The following is a 19,798-nucleotide window of genomic DNA, read 5'->3' on the forward strand; positions in this document are numbered from 1 at the left end:
TCCCGATCTCCTTATCTCCCTAACTCCGCACTTCCTCACGGCCGCGAATCCACACTCCGCAGCGGCTTCAGCTGCCAGCGCTCATCAAAGAAGTCTGCCGCGACGATCTTCCCCGGCCAAACGCTGTTCGCCGGCGTGGTCAGATCGACGACCGCCCAGTCGGGCAACATCGGCACCTGGCGGGCATTGTTCAGGTAAGCGAATTCGCGGAACGTGAATCCGCTGTTGAGGACGACATACTTCTTCGGGTTCAGCGGATTGGGATAGATCGCCACCAGCGCGTGCTGCTTCGCGGCGAACGAACTGCCACCGACCTTGATCTCTTCTGCCGTCCATTTGATCGGCAACTTGCCGGCGAGCTGCGCGAGTACCGTGTTGCTGGCCGGATCGCCCCAGAGGATGAGGTTGTGGCGGGCGATGTCATCGGGAGTGACGTCCTTGTCGTTCTTCACGCGCGCCACGCCGCGGAAGTGCCGACGCCAATGTTCCTTGGTGCGGGTCAGTTCGCTGGCGCTCCAGGCCGCGGGCTGTTCGTTCCAGGCCTGGCCGGTCGGGGCGACGAACAGGAAGGAATCGAGAAACGCATCATCGATCGGCCCGGTCAGCCCCGGCTTTTTCCGGAGGCCGATTTCGTTGGTGCGCGGTCCCAGGTGCCAGCGGTCGCCGATCTTGTGGGCCGAGAACTTGTACGACTTGTCGCTCTGCACGCCGATCGTGCCGAGCGAATATTCTTCGGCGTTCGGGTCGTCGGCGGCGGCGCCGGGCAAACCTTCTTCGACAATGACTTCGATCCCCTCGTGCTCGACGACATAGGTCGGCAGCGAATCGACCGTGAACGCCGTGATCCCCTTCGCGCGGAAGCGGACCTCGCCGTTGAGCTGCACGCGGATCTGCCCCGGCTTCCAGTGTTCCTCGAGTTCATCGACCGTCACGAACGAGCTCTTGGCGTACCGCAGCGAGCAGGTGGTGAAATCGACGGAATCGCCCAGGCTTGCACCCACATATTGGTCGAGCCCGCGCAGCCGGCGTTCCATTTCGTCGCGGGCTTCGGGGGTGATCGCATGCTTGGTATCGGGGGCGATGATGTGCCGCAGCTGCATGCCGCGGGCCTCCATCGCGGCGGCCATCACATCGGCCGCCTGCTTTTGCGTATCGAGCTCGCCGCTATAAGCAATCGTCGGCAATCCCTTCAGGTTGTCGACCCAAACCGGGCAGTCGTACCATTGCCAGAGCGTTTTTTCCCACCACTTGGGCTTGAGCTCTTGCTTCTGAAAGACGCGGAGAAACTCCGGCGTTTCACAGAACCCCGCGCCCGGATTGGCCGCGAACCAACGATCGGGAAAGTGTACGGCCATCTGCCAGGCCCCTGCGCCACCCATGCTAAAGCCCCGCATCGCGACGCGATTATCATCGACGCGATATCTTTTCTGCACGCTGGCCAGCGCCTCGAGCACATCGATTTCGCCAGCGAATTTGAAGGCGTTGCTATACCGGCCGTAGGGATGCAGCACGATGGTATCGCGCGGCGAAATCGAGCCGACGCTGTTGAGCCGGTCGCGGAGAAAGTTTCCTTCGCTCAGATTTTCGCCCCGGCCATGCAGCCAGATGTCGCAGCGAAAAGCCTCGGCCCGCTTGGGATCATAACTATCGGGAATCACCAGGCCGTACGGCTGCACGCTGCCGTCGAGCTTCGAGACAAAGCCGCGCACGGTCAGGCCAGGCCGGTTCGTCCAGTACGGTTCGTCGTTCGGCGCTTTGGCGAGCGACGTGGCCCGCAACATTCCTTCGTCGAGCAAGCGATCGGCGCCGTCGATTTCCTTGGCGTCGAAAAATTCCTGATAGACCAGTGCGTCGTTCACGGCGCGGTGAAAGATCTCGATGTCCGGCAGCAGCTCATTGACGCGCGGCCGATTGAGTTTCCGCAGGCCGTCGATTTCGCTGCGCAGCTTCTTCAGCCCCTCTTGCAACTTGCTGGTCTGCTCCGCCGTGGGCTCGACGCCCAGCTTGGGAACACGGCGAACAGTGTCGGGATTGTTGTCGGCAGGGCCATCGGCGCGACATACCGTCTGAGAAAACAGTGCCAGCGACAGACATCCAGCCAAAAGGAATAGCCGTGAAAAACGCATGGGAGAGAATCCAGGGTGCGGGTAGCAAGCTCAGCTCGCTACTGTAATCCAAACTACTCTGACAAACGATAGCCGCCTGCCGTTAAGATAGCTCGCTGATTTTCGGTACCATGCGCAGTTGTCGTACTGCTTAGCCACCGGCTTTAGACGGTGGTTATCTTGCCGAAAATGCCCCGGCTTTAGCCATTCCTGCGGTCGAACACCACGTGCCGAATGGCTAAAGCCGGTTGTTTTTGAATTCGTGACCACCGGCTAAAGCCGGTGGCTAAGTCGTGAGCATTCGCCATTCATGTTCTCTCTTCAACGCACTTTGATCGATCTCGAGCGGGCCGGCCATCTGGTTCGGCTTGAAGACGAAATTGATGCGCACCTCGAGGCCGCCGAAATTCAGCGGCGGGTGTATGCCAGCGGCGGGCCTGCCGTCTGGTTCACACGCGTCAAGGATTGCCGGTTTGGCATGGTCTCGAATCTGTTCGGCACGATCGAGCGGGCCCGCTATCTTTTTCGTCACACGTACGAAAACGTCCGCCGGGCAATCGAGCTGAAGATCGACGCCGGGGCGTTCTTTCGCAATCCCGGTCGCTACTGGAGTGCGCCTCTGACTGGCTGGCGGATGCAGCCGAAGTATGTGCGCGGCGGCGCGATCTTTGGCCAGCAGATCAAACTGAGCGACCTGCCGCAGCTGAAATCCTGGCCGCGCGACGGCGGGCCGTTCATCACCTTGCCGCAGGTCTATTCCGAAGACCCCAACCAAGCCGGCTGGCAGCATTCCAACCTGGGGATGTACCGCGTTCAGCTCGCGGGGAGTCAATATTCCGCGAGCGAAGCCGGCCTGCATTATCAGATTCATCGCGGCATCGGCGTGCACCACACGGCGGCCCTCGCCAAGGGTGAACCGCTCAAGGTGAATGTCTTCGTCGGTGGTCATCCTGCCATGTCGCTCGCCGCCGTCATGCCGTTGCCGGAAGGAATGAGCGAACTCGGTTTCGCCGGCGCACTGGCTGGTCAGCGCATCCCTCTCGCGCGCCGCGCAACGCCATCCGGCAACAACCTCCCCGTCTACGCCGATGCGGACTTCTGTTTGCGCGGCGTCATTCGGCCCGGCCGCACGTTATCCGAAGGACCCTTTGGCGATCACTTGGGTTACTACAGCCTGGCCCACGATTTTCCGGTGCTCGAAGTTGAAGAGGTCTGGGCCCGCAGCGATGCCGTCTGGCCCTTCACCGTCGTCGGTCGGCCACCGCAGGAAGACACGACCTTCGGTCAGCTCATTCACGAGCTGACCGGCCCGGTTATTCCCACGGTCATCGCCGGCGTGAAGCAAGTCCACGCGGTCGACGCGGCCGGCGTGCATCCGCTGCTCCTCGCCATCGGCAACGAACGGTACATGCCGTTTCATTCGCAATCGCAGCCGCAGGAATTGCTGACGCAGGCCAGTGCAATCCTCGGTCAGGGGCAAATGTCATTGGCGAAGTACCTGCTCATTGCCAATGCTGGTGACGATCCGCAACTCGATGCCGACAACGAAGCCGCTTTCCTGCAGCACGTGCTGGCTCGCGTTGATTGGCGGCGGGATCTGCATTTTCAAACCTGCACGACGATCGACACGCTCGACTACTCAGGCGACGGGCTCAATCGCGGTTCCAAAGTCGTGATCGCCGCCGTCGGTCCGCCGCGCCGCACGCTGGCCCGCGAAGTCCCCGCCGGTTTGTCGTTGCCGCCGGGATTCTCCGAGCCCAAGCTCGCACTCCCCGGCGTGCTCGTGATCAACGGCCCGAAGATTGAACCGCAGCCCTCTTTCGAAACTCGGACGACTTCGCAACCAGCCAATTACCAGGCCGATATCGAAGCCTTCACTGCCTCCCTCGCCTCCCGCCTCCCGCCTCTCGCCTCGCTGCCCCTCCTCGTCATCGTCGACGACAGCCAGTTTTCGGCGGCGACGCTAAAGAACTTTCTCTGGGTGACGTTCACCCGCAGCAATCCCGCCGCGGACATCTACGGAGTGGAAGCGACGACGCAGCAAAAACACTGGGGCTGCAGCGGACCACTCGTGATCGATGCCCGCATCAAGCCCCATCACGCGCCGGCGCTTGTCGAGGATCCGGTTGTCACCGCCAAGGTCGATGCCTTGGCGGCTCGAGGTGGGCCGTTGGCGAAATGGCTCTAAGCCCTACTTCGGGCCGTAGGCATCGGTGAAGGCCTTCTTGTCGGCGGCGGCCTTATCGACCAGGTCCTGAGCTTCGGCCAGGGCGGCTTGGGCATCGGCTGCCGCTTTCGCCTTGGCGGCCAGAGCATCATCAGCCACCTTCTGATCGGCTTGGGCCTTGGCCAGTTCGGCCTGCAATGCGGCGACCTTGTCTGCCATGGCCTTGGTGGCTGCAGCTTTTTCGGCCGCTTGCGTGGCGACTGCGTTCTTCTCAGTTTCAAGTTGCGTTGCCATGGTCTGCTTGGCGGCGATCCCTTGCGAAGCTTGTTGAATGGCTGCCTCCAGCTTGGCCGTCATATTCGCAAAAGCCTCGCGATCGGCCTGGGCAGTGGTCACCGCAGCCTGAGCAGCGACGAGGGCTACTTGAGCAGCTTCGGCTGCGGCCTTCTTCGGCGCGACGGCAGCTTCGAGAGGAGCCTTTTCGGTGGTGAGCTTGGCAACTTCAGCCTTGATGGCAGGTAGCTGATCGCCGGCTGTCTTGTGATCGGCGGTGAGCTTCGCGACCTGAGCATTGGCGGCAGTCAGTTGCTGTTTGACTTGCTCGAGCGCGGCGTTTTCAGCAACGACAGCAGCATCGGCCTTGGTGAGCGTTTCGACTTTCGCCGGAACCACCGCAGCGGCAGCGGCCCGTTCGGCTTCGACCTTGGCTGCAGCTTCCGCCGAGGCCTTCGCTTTTTCAGCCAGCGCCGGAGCATCGGCAGCGCTCTCAGCAGTTGCTTTATCCGCAGCAGCCTTGTCGGCAGCGGCAGCATCGGCGGCGGTCTTGGCAGCGACTGTTTTTTCCGCAGCGAGCTTCTCCGCCGCAGCCTTTTCATCGCCAGCAGTTTTCTGCGCGGCGAGGGCAGCAGTCTGCTTTTGCGTCTGCGCGGTCACCGCTGCAGTTGTGGTTTCGACAATCTTGGCAGCAGCGACTTTGTCCCCATCGAGCTTAGCGATCAGCGCGACCTGAGCCGCGTCTTTCTGGATCACAGCCTGCAGTGCGGCTTCTTTTTCGGCGACCGCTTTGGCGGCTGCATCGAGCTCGCCTTGAGCCTGCGTCGCCGCAGCTTGCTTCGGCGCAACGGCTGCTTGCGCGGCAGCGAGAGCTTGTTCGAGCGGCAGCGGATTCGGCGCGAGGACGAAGAGCTCCTTGGCTTCGGTCGCATCCCACGCTTTGAGATTGCCGAGCCAATCGCCGCCGATCACCCGTTTACCATCGTGGACGACGACAGCGCGGAGGGCTGGTTCGGGGAAGTTCGGATAGGTCTTGATCGCAGCACCGTCGCCGGCCCAGAGCTTGACCGTGTTGTCGCGTCCTGCCGTGGCGATGCGGCCGTCCTGCGCGTAATGCACGCTGAACACGCCGCCCGCGTGGCCGGGCCAGGTTTTGATTTGATTGCCGTCGTTCATTTCCCACAGGCGAACGCTGCCGTCTTCACTGCCACTGCAGAGCACGTTGGAATCAGGCCGCCAGGCAACGCCGCTGATCGAGCCGGTGTGGCCGCGCATGCCCAGGTATTCGCGGGCGGTTTCGCCTTCCCACACAAACAGGCCGCCAGCGCGATCGCCGGTCGCCAGCAATACGCCATCGGGGCTGAACTGCACGGCAGTCACCCAATCGGTGTGCTTCTTCACTTCATGCAGCAGCTGACCCGACTCGGTCGAATAGATGCGCACGATTTTGCTCGGACCGCCGAGGGCCACAAGCGAATGCGTGTTGTTGATGTCGGCAGCGAGGACCGAATCGAGCTCTTCACCGACCTTCGCGATCCGCTTGCCAGTCTTCACGTCGTACAGAACGACGAGACCCGAGTGACCGCCGCGACCACCACCGACGAGCAGCACGCTGCCGTTGCGGCTGAACTGCAGCACATGCGGAATGCCTTCCGGGAACGGCAGCACGCCGAGCAACTGACCGTTGTCGGTGTTGTAGAGCGAGACTTGCTTTTGACCAGCAACAGCGACGAGCGGCGCCCAAGGGCTGGCCGCGAGAGCCGTAATGCCGCCCGGCTTTTGCGTGTATTGCACGGGCTGCTTGAGCAGACCTTCCGGCATCGCGACCGGGCCGGTCGGCTTGCCGCTGGCACTCACGCTGGCGAGGGCGAGGTTGTTCTTCTTTTTGATATTCGCCTTCGAGCCGCTGTTTTCGAGCGCTCCTTGCTCGATCCACTTCATGATCGTGTCGAGCTTGGCGGCCGCGAGCTTCTCGGTCATCGGCGGCATTTCGGGTTTTTCTTTGTGGCTGACCAGCGCGTACAAGCGGCTGCTGTCGGTGTCGCCAGCGATCACTACTTCACCGCTACTGCCACCTTCCATCGCCTTGGCGTAGCTATCGAGCACCAAGCCGCCCTTCGCCCGATCTTGCGCATGGCAGGCAAAGCAGTGATCCTTGAAGATCTGGCGGACGTGATCGTCGTACGTGATCTTCGGCATGGCCGGATCAGCCGGCTTGGCAGGAGCTTGCGCGAAAACAGCAGAAGCAGACAAGCTGAAGACAACGATGAAGCTGAAGCTGCGAACCATAACCAAACTCCGACAACTTACGAGCCTGACGCGCCAGCGAAGGATTGCGGTGATCCCTTCGCTTGCGCTTCAGGCTTATGTACTGCTTAGTGGTTGAACAAAAACTCGCGGCTGTTCATGATCGCCCAGAAGACGTCATCGAGACCGGCTTGGGGATTTTCCGACTGCGACACAGTGGTCAGCAGCCGTTGCGATTCCTCTGGCGTCGGCTTGCGCGACAGACAGCGGATGTAGAGCGATTCGATGATCTGCTCCGGCGTCTTCTTTTCGGCGAGCATCTTTCGCGTGAGGCCACCGGCGGCGATTTTGCCTTGGATCGTCTGGCCGTTGATCATGTGCAGCGCTTGTGACAAGGTCGGGTCCGTCTTGGCATCGCCAGCACACACCGTTTCGCGCGGCGAGCGGCCGAACGTGGTGAGGAAGTAATTGCTCGTCTTACCGTCGGCGATCTGCGTGGCGCGAGCACCCAGCGGCAGGCCTTGGAACTTGTCCTTAGCGTCGGTCACCTGGCTGATGCAGTCGAGCAGCATTTCGGCAGGGATGCGGCGGACGTTGCCGTGGGCAAAGTTCCGCAGGTCGGCCATGTTCGATTCGTTCCGCTCCACCGACCGCTGATAAGCTTGCGAGTTGCAAATGTCGCGGACGAGTTGCTTGAAGTCGTACTTGTACTCGATCAGCTTCTTGCCGAGCTGCTGAAACAGTTCGGGGTTGCTGGCCGGGTTGCTGACGCGGATGTCATCGACGGGTTCGACAATGCCCTTGCCGAAGAAGTGCGACCACACGCGGTTGGCCACGCTGGTGGCGAAGAAGGGATTCTCGGGCGAGGTCATCCACTGGGCGAGCACGGCCCGGCGGTCCTTGCCCTTCACATCGGCTTCGATGCCGCCGAGGAACTTCGGGGCCATGTTCTTGCCGTTGACCGGATGCTTCACTTCGCCGCCGCCACTGTTGAAGACGATGATCTCGCGATAATCCTCGCTCTGCTTGCGGCCGATCTGAGCAAAGAACGCCGCAAAGCTGTAGTAATCATCCATCGTCCAGCGATCGAACGGATGGTTGTGGCACTGGGCACATTGGGTGCGAATGCCGAAGAAAACTTGCGCGACATTTTCAGCCGTCTTCAGCGTGTCGCGTTCGATTTGATAGAAGTTGGTTCCCGGGCTTTTGAAAGTTCCGCCCGAGGCGCTGAGGAGGTCCTGCACCATCTTGTCGAGCGGAACGTCATTGGCCACCTGGTCGGTGAGCCAGTTCGAATAGAGGAACATCGACTTGTAGCTGACCTGGTTGCTGCTCTTGATCATGAGCAACTCGGACCACTTCATGGCCCAGATTTCTGAAAACTCTTTGCGGTCGAGCAGCTTGTCGATCAGCTTGGCCCGCTTGCCCGGATCGCCGTCGGCCATGAAGGCCAGGAAGTCTTCTTCCTTCGGCAACGATCCGGTGATGTCGAGCGACACGCGGCGAATGAACTGTTCATCGGTGCACACGCCGCTAGGGAGAATGCGGACCTTCTTCAGCTTTTCGCCGACGAGTTGATCGACGTAGTTTCCTTCGACGGCAGGCGCGGTGTACTTCAAATCCTTCGGCAGGACGAGCACCTGATTGCCGACGGTGTGCGTTTCGAAGCGGACCATGATGAACGCTTCGCCGCGGTTGGAAGCAGTCACCAAGCCGTCCGGCGTGATCGGGGCACTGTTGTCGTTGTTCGTCATGAACGTCGCGAGCGAAGTGATATCGCGATCGGTTCCGTCGGCGTAGCGAGCGCGAGCGATGAACTGCTGCGTGGCGCCTTCGCCTTCGAGCACAGCGCTCGGTGGATAGAGATCAACGCCGAGGACTGCGGGGGTGGGAGCAGCGTCGTTTGGAGCACCGGCTTCGAGCCAGCGGAGGAGCGTAAGGTTGTGTTCTGAGTCGCCGGCGAACCGCTTGCCGCCGGTGTGGGGGACGCTGCCGATCGACTTTTCCACGAGCAAGCTATCAGCAGGCGAAGCCAGGTTGATGCGGCGCGTAGTCATTTCGCGCGTGATGCGGTAGTAATCGCCTTGCGGGTCGAAGCCGAACAGCGACAGCCGAAAACCGTCCTTGCCGCGGGCCGCGCCGTGGCAACTGCCGGTGTTGCAACCGCCACGCATGAAGACCGGCATCACGTCGAGTTGAAAGCTGATGCCCCGATCGGCAGTGGCGTTCTTCACTTCGACCGTGGCCGAAGTACTCAGCCCTTGATACTCGACATTGAGCATCGTGTTGCCGTCAGCGACCGGATAAAGCGTGTTCTTATCCATCCGGCAGAGCTTGTCGTCGGCCAGCTTGATCGACGATTGGTTCGTCACTTCGAGCGTCACGCCGTCTTCGCGCGTGGCGACGACCACGAAGCGTTGCAGGTCTTGCTTGGTGCTCAGATGCACGTCGGGCGGATAGACCTGCAGAGCTGTGAACTTCTGCTGCGCGGAGGCGGAGGTTGCCAGTAATGACAAAGCCAGCAGCGAGAGAGCTAGGTTTTTGGACATGGTTCGCTCCGCGAAATATCTAACTTGGTTATGCGTGGTTGGATTCGTTTGCTGCTCGGCCCTCTCCCCGAAGCGGGGCGAGGGAGGTGACTGTCGCTAAAGCGACGCCTGGCGATTCGCTTACTTCTTTTCTGCTTTTTCCGCTTCTTCTTTTTCGAGTCGCAATTGCTCGAGCCGAGAGAGGCGTTTCTTTTCCGGCGGCTTGGTGGCCATCGGCATCGGTTGCGCCATCGGCGAAGGAGTGGCGGGCTTTGGCGCGTCGACCTTTGGTGGCAGCGGCGCGTCGATGCGGAGTTCGCCAGGTCCCAGCGTGTGCGTGACGGTCTCGCCGTCCTGCTGAAACTTGGTGATAGTCATCAGCGTGGTGAACTTGCCGGGGCGAGCATCCTTGGCGACCGTCACTTTGAACTCGACGTCTTCGGCGTCCTTGGTGAACTTCACCGGCATCGAAGTAGCGCCGTTCGGCAGACCGACCAGTTCGCAAGTTGCTTCGCCAGGGAAATCGGCCAGCTTTTCGATCTTCACGACGTAGTCGGCATCCTTTCCTTGCTCGCACACGCCCTTGTCGAGCGTGAGGCGGAAGAACTGCTCGGCGACATTCAGATCGATGAAGCCGGTCGCCGTCTCGACCTTGCCGCCGGCGTGCGGGCCCGTGCCGAGGACGATGATCTTCGAGACGCCGAGGGCGGCATTGCCGTTGGCGGTGAGGGGAATCAGCGTTTCGTTTTGATTTTCTGGAATGACCGCGCTGACCGACGAACCCACGCCGTTCGGGTTGTAGAGCAACTTGACGCTGATCGCCGCGGTGTAACCCATGGCCCGGGTGGCGACCACTTTCAGGTCCATGCTGCCGTTGCGGACGAGCGGCACTTTCGGCTGAATGACTTCGAGCTTGAAAGGCGCGTCGTCAGCCAGCGAGACAGCCATCCGATCGGCGTCGTGGCCCCACACGTCATTGTTCTGATTGCCGCGAATCAACATCGTCCGCTGAAAGAAGCTGCCAGGAACCGCTTGCATCGGATCGGTCGGCTTGCCGCTCATGTTCGTCAGCGCGCCGCTCGGATTTGCGTCGGCGGCCACCGTGAAGAGGACCGGCACTTCGGTTTTCCCGCCCGAGAACGGCAGGGCTTCCATCGTCATACCCGGTGGCAGGTTGGCAGCTTCGAGAATCACATCGCCGCCGAAGTTCACTCGCTGGGTATTCACCATCAGGGCCATGCGGTTGCCGCGGTGAACAGTCAGCGTCGTCGGAATGTATTGCACTTTTTCCGGCAGGCCGATGACGATCGATGGTTTGACTTCGCTGATCTCGACGCGATAGACATAGGTCGGGCCGCCGCTATTCAAGTGATCGCGGACCGAAACCAGATACGTGCCATCGGCGGGGCAATTGAAACGGGCGTAGCTATCGGGGCCGCCACTGTCGTCGTTGTTCGTGATCTGATTTCCCTTCTCGTTGTAAATCACAAGGACGGAATCGAGCGGCGAACGGAGTGGCTTGCGAGCGTAGACGCGCACGTCAAACTGCTGCCCCTTCTTCGCCGTGAACTTATGAAAGTCGATGTCGCCTGCGGTTTCGATGATGCCGTTGAGGGCGATTGGCGCTTCGCCACCCGGCGAAGCCGAGGCGACGTCGTTATTTGGTTCGACTTCGAGGGCGTTGTTGAGATCGACCACGCGCACCGGATTGGGCGACGGCGAAATGCCGTTCGGGTCTTGAGCGTAAACGCCCGGCTTGTCGTCGGTGCTCGTGGGCATCGTCACGCTAGTGGTGAACTCACCGGCAGCATCGCCGAGCCAACGGGCTTGGAGGGTTTCGCCCGGCTTTCCGCCGGCAGGATAAACCGCCAACGGCCGCGGGAACGAACCGATGTGCAAGCGATACGCAGCGCCGCCGCCAGCGAACGAGCTTTCGCGCACCTGCACGATGTACTTGCCATCTTCGGGCGCGACGATCGAGCAGATCGAGTCTTGATAAAGGAGCGAAGCATCGTCGCTGCGAGCAAGTTCGAACCGGTCCGAATTCAAGATCGCCACGTAGGGGTCGAACATCACGTTGCCAAGGCGCAGACCTTCGACTTCCGCATTCAGGCGTTGGCCCTTCTTGAGTTCAACCACATAGTGGTCGAGATCTTCGTTCGCGCAAGTGCCGCTGATCGTCACGTTCATGGCCACTTGTTGCGGCTCGGTGAACAAGTTGTTCGGCTCGACTTCCTTCACTTCCGGCAGCGGGCCGACCGTGAACGTCCGCAGATTGCTGATGCCGGAAGCCGCGGCCAGGCGGACCGCATGAATGCCGAGCCGGCAATCGGCAGCGACGGCGACCTTGGCCTTCACACCGTTGTCGGCGGCGGTCAGTTCCTTCACCTCGAAACCGGGTGAATAGAACAGCAACTGCTTGGCATCGGCGAGGCGTTGGCCGGGGAAAGTCATTTCCACTTCCGTGCCGCGTTGCACACCGATGGGCGAGATCTGGCCGAGGTTCGGTTCCACGGCGAAAGCGACTGTGGAGACCAAGCAGCAGAACAGGAATGCACGCAGCCCAAAACGGAAGAAGTTCATACCGGTTCTCGCTTGCGGAGGGAAAGCTAGCTTGGGAGACCGAAGCAGTGGTCAGGCGGGGGTCGCAGGAAGGATTTGCCTGACGACAAAGACCAAGGCAGGACTGAAGGGACAAAACAAACGCGGGGCAGCAAAACCTAACGATTTTGCCGCCCCGATCGTTGTAATCGAAAAACTAAGCGAGCAAGCCCTTAATCACCTTGCCGCCGTCGACAATTTCAATCGGGCGATCGCCGGGGCTCATCAGTTCTTTGTCAGCAACAATGCCGAGCTGATGATAAATGGTCGTGGCCAGATCTTCCGGACCGACGGCGTCGCTTTCGGGTTCCGATGCCGTGGCGTTGCTCGTGCCATAGATCGTGCCGCCCTTGATGCCGCCGCCAGCGAGCATCACGCTGAACACCTTCGGCCAGTGATCGCGGCCGGCGTCCTTGTTGATCTTCGGCGTGCGGCCGAATTCGCTGCTGACCATGATCAGCGTCGTGGCCAGTTGGCCGCTGCGATCCAGATCCTTGATGAGGGCAGTCAAACCCTGATCGAGAGCCGGCAGCGAGCTCTTCATTCCCTTGGTGATGCCGGCGTGCATGTCCCAGCCACCGTAGGTCAGCGTCACAAAGCGGGCACCAGCGCCCACCAAGCGACGAGCCATCAGCAAGCGTTGACCAGCCGTGTTGCGACCGTATTCATCACGGAGCTTGGCGTCTTCGGCATCGATATTGAACGCGTCGCGAGCTTGCTTGCTGCTGATCAAGCTGTAAGCGCGTTCATAGAACGTGTTCATCGCGCCGACGTTGTCGCTCTTGTCGTACTTCGAGAAGTGATCGTTCACGGCTTCGAGCGCGGTGCGACGACGAGTGAACCGCTCTTCGGTCACACCATTCGGCATGTTCAGGTCTTGCACCTTGAAGCCGCCGTTGGCTGGATCGGCGCCGAGGCTGAACGGAGCATACGACGAGCTGAGGTAGCCATTGCTGGCAAACTCGTTCGGCACGCTGGGAATGCAGACATAAGGAGGCAGGTTGTTGCGCGGGCCATATTCATGGCTGACGACGCTGCCCATGCTCGGATAGTTCAGTGCCGGGCTGGGGCGATAGCCGGTGAACATGTTGTGCGTGCCACGTTCGTGGGCCGCTTCGCCGTGGGTCATCGAGCGGATGACGGCGAACTTGTCGGCGATGGTGGCCAGCTGCGGCAGGGTTTCGCAGAACTGTTCGCCGGTGTTCGTCTTGATCGGGTTCAGTTCACCGCGATATTCGAGCGGCGAGTAAGGCTTGGGGTCGAAAGATTCCTGATGGGCCATGCCGCCCGGCAGGTAGATATGAATGACGCTCTGGGCCTTGGCTTGGAGAAAGTCGTAGTGCTTTTGATCGGCCTGAGCAGATTTCATCCGGAAGAAATCGGTCAGGGTCAGGCCCAAACCGCCGATCGCGCCGACGGTCAACATCGCGCGGCGGCTCATTCGATTGCCTTCACACTTCATAACGGTTCTCCAAGGAAGGAATTGCTAGCGGAGGTAAGGTGGGAGCAAAAACAGCGGAGCAAAATTGCGGCCAAGCAAACATCAAGCGGGTGCTAGTTGATTATGGCCAGCGGCCCGGGATCGTTTCAGGTGGAGGGAAAAATCAGGCAGGTTGCTCGTGCCCAGGTGGCAAGAGCTAACGGTTGGGCGGGGGATGCAGTCGCGGGAGCTAACCCATCGACCTTATCCAATGGGTGAAAATACCCGCCGGCGAAAGCGTTGTCAAACTTGTTTTGGCCAGATTGTTCAGGCTGCTCGCCGACTCGGCAGCCGAGGTAATGCGGTCATTGCTTCTTCAGATCCATGTCGTATGTGTTTTTGCCCGCTTTGACCGTGTAGGTAAAACCTGACGAATCGGCCCGTTCGTACCGAACAGGAAAGATCCGCGGCCCTTCTCCCTTGCTGCTGTCGGCAGGCCCAGGCTGATTGACGGCGATCTTGCAGTCACCCAGCGTGGCCCCATCGTCCTTGGCATTGGTTGACAAGCGATACTTGCCAGCCGCGTCGGTGGTACCTGTCGCGCGGGTGTTCTTTTGCGTGTTTTCGAACATCACATTGACGTTCGGCAGCGGTTGCCCCTCGAGTGTGACGGTACCAGTCACATCACCCAAGCCCGAGCCGCAGCCCGTGACTGCGAACGCACACAACAGCAACGCCAATCCAAGAACCCTGCGAACAAACATCCAACCTCCACAGCCAAAGAGAGCAGCCACGCTCGCCAGAGCGCGGGGGACTCGAGATAGCGGATTCTATGGCCCACCGTCTGGCGACGGCGGCTACTGCTAAGCCAAGCATTGACGAAGCGATTAATAGTCTTCGGTAATGACTTCGCCGTCACGTCGATCGCCCAATTGCCGCAGCGTGGTCAGGCTGATCGTTTGCCGAATGTTTCGCACCGCGCCATCACCCATTAAGAACAGCACCGTCGCCGGATGCCAAGAGCCAAACATCTTGTGGCGTTCGCTGGAAAAATTGTCCTGCGAGCCGCGCGACAGCCCGGCTGGATGAGCCATGTTTCGCACGGTGTGGCATTCATACCAGGCCACCTGCTGAGTGAGGTAGATGCTGCCGTCGGCGCTCCCGCCCGCGTCACCGCCTTTATACATATCTAGCTTATAGACATGCTTTTCGCCGATGCAGGCCGTGTTGCTCAATCCGTCGGTCACATCTCGCATGGCAAGCCGCGGCTGATAGTTCATGCCATTGGTCTTGCTCGCCGCTCCAATGATCATGCCATACAGCTTGTCTTCTGCCGATTGATGCTGCCACTGAAAGTCGGATATGCCAATGCTGCAGATCGCATAATCGCCGGTCGCTCCCACCTGCGGATTCGCGTCCGACATCTTTCCGCCACTACGGCCGCGCGTCGGACATTGAAAAGTCTTCAGGCTGGCTCCCGGCAGAGCGCCTGCCGTTGGATTGGTACTCAAATTATAAGACGTAGTGTTATCAAACTTTTCTCCGAGCGCCGTTTGCTCGATGAAGGGAAGGATGATGCAGAAGAACGTTCCCGAGCTGTAGCTGGTGCCCGCTTCGCCTCCCAAATGCGACGGCGGAAATTTGAGCGTCGTATCGTGAAAATTATGAATGCCCAAGCCGAGCTGCTTGAGATTGTTGCTGCACTGGATGCGCCGTGCCGCTTCGCGAGCCGACTGCACCGCCGGCAACAAGAGCGCCACCAGCACGCCAATGATGGCGATCACCACGAGCAATTCCACCAGCGTAAAGCCGACACGCAAACGAGATGAGCGAGGCATGGGAGATTGCAACAAGAGTGAGAGGGGCTCCAGAATCCACCGGGGGCGATTCTAGTCGAAAATTCTCCAAACTTGCAAATTTTCTTCGCAGCCGTGGTAGTTAGCTTGCGAAGTGAGTCACGCCGCAACCCGCCTACGGGCCAGAGACCTGTATTCGCGCCATTTGTAGCCGTTGCCATTTGGCGCCCGGCACGTCGCCCGGACGAAACCAAACCGAATAGGTTCGATCGGGCCAAGGGTGTTTTCGAAACGCCCACCAGTTGCCGTCGCGCAGCTCGTGGTAATACAGATAATTCTCATCGGGCTTCGGTAGGTCGGTGTGTTCCTGCAGCGTGACGATCCGCCGCTTCCCCTGCCACACATAATCGGCGACGGCCAGGCCGCCAAAGATATAGTGCTTCGCGCTCGGCCCCGTCAGGCTCCAGCCTAGATGCTCGAGTTGGCCGACGACAACTGGATCGGCAGGTTGATTTTGGACTACGGCCGGCACAGTGGCAGACGGCGCAGCGGCAGACGGAGCAGGAGCGGGCGTTCCGAACGGGCGGATTCCTGGTTGAGCCAATACGGCAGAAAAGGGGATTGCCACAAATAAGAGGACAGCCAACAAACGAATCATAGGTGTTCTCCGCCGAGGTCATTTCACTTTCATGCTAGTTGGCGGCCGAAGCTCAGGCCAGAAATTCGTCCTCCCACATGAAACGTAGGCGAGTCACTCCGTGACTCGCAACACTCTTTTGTCGAATCGACTTGACCTCGCCGAACTACAGTTTCGAGTCACGGAGTGACTCTACGAGGCGGGAATTTGACCGGTGGTCGGCTTGGCTACTATAGTGAGGTGTATCTTCTCCTCACCGCGGGTGCTCCGATGTCCCAAGATTGGCGAGCTTTGTTTGGGACCATCGATGTCTCTGCGAATGGCATTCGCGGGACGGGCCGAATCATTTCTTCGCCGCAACTCCCCGTGCAGCCAGCGACGCCGACCGCAACTCCGGTGGCTCCCGTGGCTCCGGCTAAAGTCGTAGCCCGCCCAGCGGCTGTCGTGCCACAACAACAAGTAGTTCCACAGCCGAAGGCCGCCGCAGTTGCGGTGCAACAAACGCCAGTTCAAAAGGCGCCGGCTCAACAGGCGTCTCCGCAGCAAGGAGCCACGCAGTATCCGGGCGTGTGGACGATGGCGCAGACCTTCACTGCCTCGGCCGCGCAGTTTGTCGCCAGTGGCGGCAAGACCGTCAGTCGCGAGGTTCGCGAAGAGCGCCTGGCTCTATGCAAGATGTGCCCACAATACGATGGCACTCGGTGCATTCAATGCGGCTGCTTCATCGCCGCGAAGACTTGGGTGCCGCACGAAAAGTGCCCGGCAGGAAAATGGCCCGCTGCCAACTAACGGCGGACCAATTTTCTTTTTATGATTCTGTTCATGAAAACTCTCCTCACGCTGGTCGCTCTCCTCGTTGCCATTGTCCCCGCCCTTGCTGGCGAAGCCGACAAGCGGCTCGACATTTATTGGATCGACACCGAGGGCGGCGCGGCCACGCTGCTCGTCACGCCGATGGGCGAGACCGTGCTGATCGACGCCGGCAATCCGGGCCGCCGTGATCTCGACCGCATCGTGAAGACCATCACCGAAATCGCCGGCCGCAAGCAGATCGATCACTTGGTGACGACGCACTATCACAGCGATCACTTCGGCGGCATGCTTGAGTTGTCGCAAGCGATTCCCGTCAAGAATCTCTGGGACAACGGCGAGTTCGAAGGACTCAAGGATCATCCCGGCAAAGCCTACTTCGCGATGAAGGCCGAGCAAAAGCATGTCGTGCAGCCCGGCGACAAGATTCCGCTCAAGCAACTCCCGACCGGTTCGCCCGAACTGAGCATTCGCTGCCTCGGCGCTCGGCAGCAGTTCGTCATGGCCAAGGAAGGCACGGCCGAAAACAGCAGCGTGTGTGCGACGGCCCGCGATAAGGATCGCGATGGGAGCGACAACGCCAACAGCGTCGTGCTGTTGATCACCTTCGGCGGTTTCAAGTTCTACGACGCGGGCGATCTGACCTGGAACATGGAAAAGAAACTCGTCTGCCCGCAAAACCTGGTCGGCAAGGTCGATGTCTATCAAGTGACACATCACGGCTTGGATGCGAGTAATAATCCGCTCGTGCTGCAAACCATCGAGCCCCGCGTCGCCATCATGAACAACGGCACGACAAAGGGTTGTGCTCCCGAGGTCTTTGCCAATCTGCAGGAAACGAAATCGCTGCAGGGCTTTTATCAGATTCACAAAAATCTGCGGCCGGACGGTGAGAAGAACAACGTCGCCGCCGAGTTCATCGCCAATCAAGAGAAGAACTGCAGCGGCAATCACATTCAGCTGTCGGTAGCTGCGGATACGAAGAGCTACACCGTGGCGATTCCGGCCAACAAGCATGAGAAGACCTACGCCACGCGCGACTAACGTGCTTGCAGACCTGCCGATTCATGAGAAAACCCGCCGCGGAAATTACTTGGACCGACCGCCTGCTCGAGACGCTGCTCACGAGCTTCGGCCTCGGCTATTCGCCGATCCTGCCGGGCACGTGCGGTTCGCTTCCTGCCGTCTTGTATTACTTGGCCGTTGATCGGATGTTCCCCGATGAGCCGATGCAATCGTGGCTCCTTGCCATCTGCATCATGGCCACGTGCGTGTTGACCGTCGCCGCAGGCCGCTGGGCCGAAGGTTTCTTCGGCAAGAAGGACAGCAGCGCCATCTGCACCGACGAAGTCGCCGGCATGCTCCTCACGCTGCTGCTGTTTCGCATTCCCGGCATGCCTTGGCTCACGCTCGCCTGGGTCTTTCCCATCACACGCTTCTTCGACATCGTGAAACTGCCGCCGGTGCGAAAGCTCGAGAAACTGCCGCGCGGTTGGGGCGTGCTCGTCGATGATCTGTGGTCTGCGCTGTATGGCGTGGCGCTGCTGTGGTTGATTTGGTGGCTGCAGCTGGGGTGGTTTGGGCCGAGGTGAGGTGTGGGGTGGTCGGGTGATGGGGTGATGGGGAGCGGAGGAGAAGTTTCGATTTGTCTTTTCTCCCCATCACCCCAACTCCCTATCACCCAATCACTCCGACTCAGGAACGAAATAAACAAATGACACGCCTTCTAGCCCTCCTCGCTCTCCTCATCACCCACGTCGCGCAGGCTGCTGACTACTTCGGCGTTCGCGTCGTCGATGCCGAGACCGCGCGCGGTGTGCCGCTGGTGGAATTGAAAACCGTCAGCGGTGTGTCGTTCTTCACCGATAGCGCTGGCTGGGTCGCGATCAACGAACCCGACATGCTCGGCCGTTCGATTTACTTCCACATCAGCAGCCATGGCTACGAATATCCGAAGGATGGCTTCGGCTTTCGCGGCAAAGCGTTCGAGATCACTGCCGGCAAAACGGCGGAGGTGAAGTTGCCGCGAAAGAACCTCGCCGAGCGACTTTATCGCACCACGGGCAGCGGCATTTATCGCGACAGCCTGCTCCTCAGCCAACCGACGCCGATCAAAGAGCCGCTGGCGAACGCGCTCGTGCAAGGGAGCGACAGCGTGCAGTTCGCCGAGTATCGCGGCCAGCTCCGTTGGTTCTGGGGCGATACGAATTTGCCCGGTTATCCGCTGGGCCTGTTCGGCATGTCGGGCGCGACGTCGCCGCTGCCGAAAGAGAGCCAACTCGATATCGAGCAGGGGATCAACTACACGTACTTTCAAGACGAGAAAGGCAAGGCCCGCAATACCGCCACCATGCCCGGCGACGGCCCGACGTGGTTTTTTGGACTGACTGTTGTCCGCGACAAAAACGGCCAAGAGCAAATGATTGCGGGCTACAACAAAATTCGGGGCGGCCTCGAAATCTATCGCCGCGGCTTGTGTCGTTGGAATGATGAAAAGAATGTCTTCGACGATCTGGGCACTGTGCCTGAAGAGTCACCGCTCTATCCGACAGGCCATGCGCTGACCGTGAAAGAAGCCGACCGTGAGTGGATCTATTACTGCGATCCGCTGCCGACCGTGCGCGTGCCAGCCACGGCAGAGAGCGTCGCCGATGTGCAGCAGTACGAAGCGTTCACCTGCCTCAAGCCCGGGCCGTTCAAAAAATCTCCGCAGCGAGAAGACATCGAGCGCGATGCCGATGGCAAGGTCGTGTGGTCCTGGAAGAAGAACGCTCCGCAGCTTGATCCGAACAGCGAAGCTCGTTGGTTGAAGAACGGCGTGCTGAAAGCCGATGAAGTTCGGCTGCAAATCGCAACCGCCGATGGCAAATCGATCACGCCACATCGCGGCAATGTGGCCTGGAACGAGTATCGCGGCAAATGGACCTTCCTCTTCGGCCAGCTGAACGGCAGCAGCAGCCTGATCGGCGAAATCTGGTACGCAGAGGCAGACAATCTGCTGGGGCCGTGGCAGCACGCGACGAAAATTGTCACGCACGAGAAATACGACTTCTATAATCCGCGGCAACATCCGATTTTCCAAAAGGAAAACGGCAAGATCATTTTCTTCGAGGGGACTTACACCGCGACCTTCGCCGGCAACCCGCGCCCAACCCCACGCTATGACTACAACAACGTGATGTACAAGCTCGATCTGGAAAAGTTAGGCCGATAA

13 protein-coding genes are annotated in these 19,798 nt (G+C 60.0%); 5 read left to right on the top strand and 8 right to left on the bottom strand.

Annotated features, from left to right (window positions below):
* Positions 1-35 precede the first annotated feature (35 nt).
* A complete protein-coding gene (locus tag M9Q49_RS33915) occupies positions 36-2,126 on the bottom strand; it encodes a prolyl oligopeptidase family serine peptidase (protein WP_254513774.1) in 2,091 nt (696 codons plus the stop codon).
* 289 nt (positions 2,127-2,415) lie between these two features.
* On the opposite strand from M9Q49_RS33915, the gene M9Q49_RS33920 reads away from it, so the two are divergent.
* Positions 2,416-4,293, top strand: coding sequence for a UbiD family decarboxylase (locus tag M9Q49_RS33920; protein ID WP_254513775.1), 1,878 nt, complete (start codon positions 2,416-2,418; stop codon positions 4,291-4,293).
* Positions 4,294-4,296: 3 nt separating this feature from the next.
* Here M9Q49_RS33920 and M9Q49_RS33925 read toward each other — a convergent pair whose 3' ends face one another.
* The 7 genes from M9Q49_RS33925 to M9Q49_RS33955 all read right to left on the bottom strand — a co-directional run bounded on the left by M9Q49_RS33925 (position 4,297) and on the right by M9Q49_RS33955 (position 15,795).
* Positions 4,297-6,834, bottom strand: a complete 2,538-nt coding sequence (locus M9Q49_RS33925) for a c-type cytochrome domain-containing protein (RefSeq protein ID WP_254513776.1) — start codon at positions 6,832-6,834, stop codon at positions 4,297-4,299.
* An 86-nt stretch (positions 6,835-6,920) separates the two neighbouring features.
* A complete protein-coding gene (locus M9Q49_RS33930; protein ID WP_254513777.1) occupies positions 6,921-9,341 on the bottom strand; it encodes a DUF1549 and DUF1553 domain-containing protein in 2,421 nt (806 codons plus the stop codon).
* A gap of 120 nt (positions 9,342-9,461) precedes the next feature.
* Positions 9,462-11,903 carry a PPC domain-containing protein gene (locus M9Q49_RS33935; protein ID WP_254513778.1) on the bottom strand — a complete coding sequence of 814 codons (2,442 nt, stop codon included), beginning with the start codon at positions 11,901-11,903 and terminating at the stop codon, positions 9,462-9,464.
* A 175-nt stretch (positions 11,904-12,078) separates the two neighbouring features.
* Positions 12,079-13,383, bottom strand: coding sequence for a DUF1501 domain-containing protein (locus M9Q49_RS33940; protein ID WP_254513779.1), 1,305 nt, complete (start codon positions 13,381-13,383; stop codon positions 12,079-12,081).
* A gap of 323 nt (positions 13,384-13,706) precedes the next feature.
* Positions 13,707-14,105 carry a carboxypeptidase-like regulatory domain-containing protein gene (locus M9Q49_RS33945; protein WP_254513780.1) on the bottom strand — a complete coding sequence of 133 codons (399 nt, stop codon included), beginning with the start codon at positions 14,103-14,105 and terminating at the stop codon, positions 13,707-13,709.
* A gap of 123 nt (positions 14,106-14,228) precedes the next feature.
* Positions 14,229-15,179 (bottom strand): DUF1559 domain-containing protein, encoded by a 951-nt coding sequence (locus M9Q49_RS33950; RefSeq protein ID WP_254513781.1) that lies wholly within the window; start codon positions 15,177-15,179, stop codon positions 14,229-14,231.
* A gap of 133 nt (positions 15,180-15,312) precedes the next feature.
* Positions 15,313-15,795 carry a hypothetical protein gene (locus tag M9Q49_RS33955; protein WP_254513782.1) on the bottom strand — a complete coding sequence of 161 codons (483 nt, stop codon included), beginning with the start codon at positions 15,793-15,795 and terminating at the stop codon, positions 15,313-15,315.
* A gap of 249 nt (positions 15,796-16,044) precedes the next feature.
* Between M9Q49_RS33955 and M9Q49_RS33960 the strand changes: the two genes are divergently transcribed.
* The 4 genes from M9Q49_RS33960 to M9Q49_RS33975 all read left to right on the top strand — a co-directional run bounded on the left by M9Q49_RS33960 (position 16,045) and on the right by M9Q49_RS33975 (position 19,798).
* Positions 16,045-16,563, top strand: coding sequence for a hypothetical protein (locus tag M9Q49_RS33960; protein WP_254513783.1), 519 nt, complete (start codon positions 16,045-16,047; stop codon positions 16,561-16,563).
* A gap of 33 nt (positions 16,564-16,596) precedes the next feature.
* Positions 16,597-17,628 (top strand): ComEC/Rec2 family competence protein, encoded by a 1,032-nt coding sequence (locus tag M9Q49_RS33965; protein WP_254513784.1) that lies wholly within the window; start codon positions 16,597-16,599, stop codon positions 17,626-17,628.
* 23 nt (positions 17,629-17,651) lie between these two features.
* A complete protein-coding gene (locus M9Q49_RS33970) occupies positions 17,652-18,176 on the top strand; it encodes a phosphatidylglycerophosphatase A family protein (protein WP_254513785.1) in 525 nt (174 codons plus the stop codon).
* A 122-nt stretch (positions 18,177-18,298) separates the two neighbouring features.
* Positions 18,299-19,798, top strand: a complete 1,500-nt coding sequence (locus tag M9Q49_RS33975) for a hypothetical protein (RefSeq protein ID WP_254513786.1) — start codon at positions 18,299-18,301, stop codon at positions 19,796-19,798.

The organism is Anatilimnocola floriformis, from assembly GCF_024256385.1.
GTDB classification, from domain to species: Bacteria; Planctomycetota; Planctomycetia; order Pirellulales; family Pirellulaceae; genus Anatilimnocola; species Anatilimnocola floriformis.

Coding starts and splice junctions, on each gene's coding strand:
- M9Q49_RS33915 (WP_254513774.1), bottom strand. CDS start 2,126: ATGCGTTTTTCACGGCTATTCCTTTTGGCTGGATGTCTGTCGCTGGCA.
- M9Q49_RS33920 (WP_254513775.1), top strand. CDS start 2,416: ATGTTCTCTCTTCAACGCACTTTGATCGATCTCGAGCGGGCCGGCCAT.
- M9Q49_RS33925 (WP_254513776.1), bottom strand. CDS start 6,834: ATGGTTCGCAGCTTCAGCTTCATCGTTGTCTTCAGCTTGTCTGCTTCT.
- M9Q49_RS33930 (WP_254513777.1), bottom strand. CDS start 9,341: ATGTCCAAAAACCTAGCTCTCTCGCTGCTGGCTTTGTCATTACTGGCA.
- M9Q49_RS33935 (WP_254513778.1), bottom strand. CDS start 11,903: ATGAACTTCTTCCGTTTTGGGCTGCGTGCATTCCTGTTCTGCTGCTTG.
- M9Q49_RS33940 (WP_254513779.1), bottom strand. CDS start 13,383: ATGAAGTGTGAAGGCAATCGAATGAGCCGCCGCGCGATGTTGACCGTC.
- M9Q49_RS33945 (WP_254513780.1), bottom strand. CDS start 14,105: ATGTTTGTTCGCAGGGTTCTTGGATTGGCGTTGCTGTTGTGTGCGTTC.
- M9Q49_RS33950 (WP_254513781.1), bottom strand. CDS start 15,179: ATGCCTCGCTCATCTCGTTTGCGTGTCGGCTTTACGCTGGTGGAATTG.
- M9Q49_RS33955 (WP_254513782.1), bottom strand. CDS start 15,795: ATGATTCGTTTGTTGGCTGTCCTCTTATTTGTGGCAATCCCCTTTTCT.
- M9Q49_RS33960 (WP_254513783.1), top strand. CDS start 16,045: ATGTCCCAAGATTGGCGAGCTTTGTTTGGGACCATCGATGTCTCTGCG.
- M9Q49_RS33965 (WP_254513784.1), top strand. CDS start 16,597: ATGAAAACTCTCCTCACGCTGGTCGCTCTCCTCGTTGCCATTGTCCCC.
- M9Q49_RS33970 (WP_254513785.1), top strand. CDS start 17,652: ATGAGAAAACCCGCCGCGGAAATTACTTGGACCGACCGCCTGCTCGAG.
- M9Q49_RS33975 (WP_254513786.1), top strand. CDS start 18,299: ATGACACGCCTTCTAGCCCTCCTCGCTCTCCTCATCACCCACGTCGCG.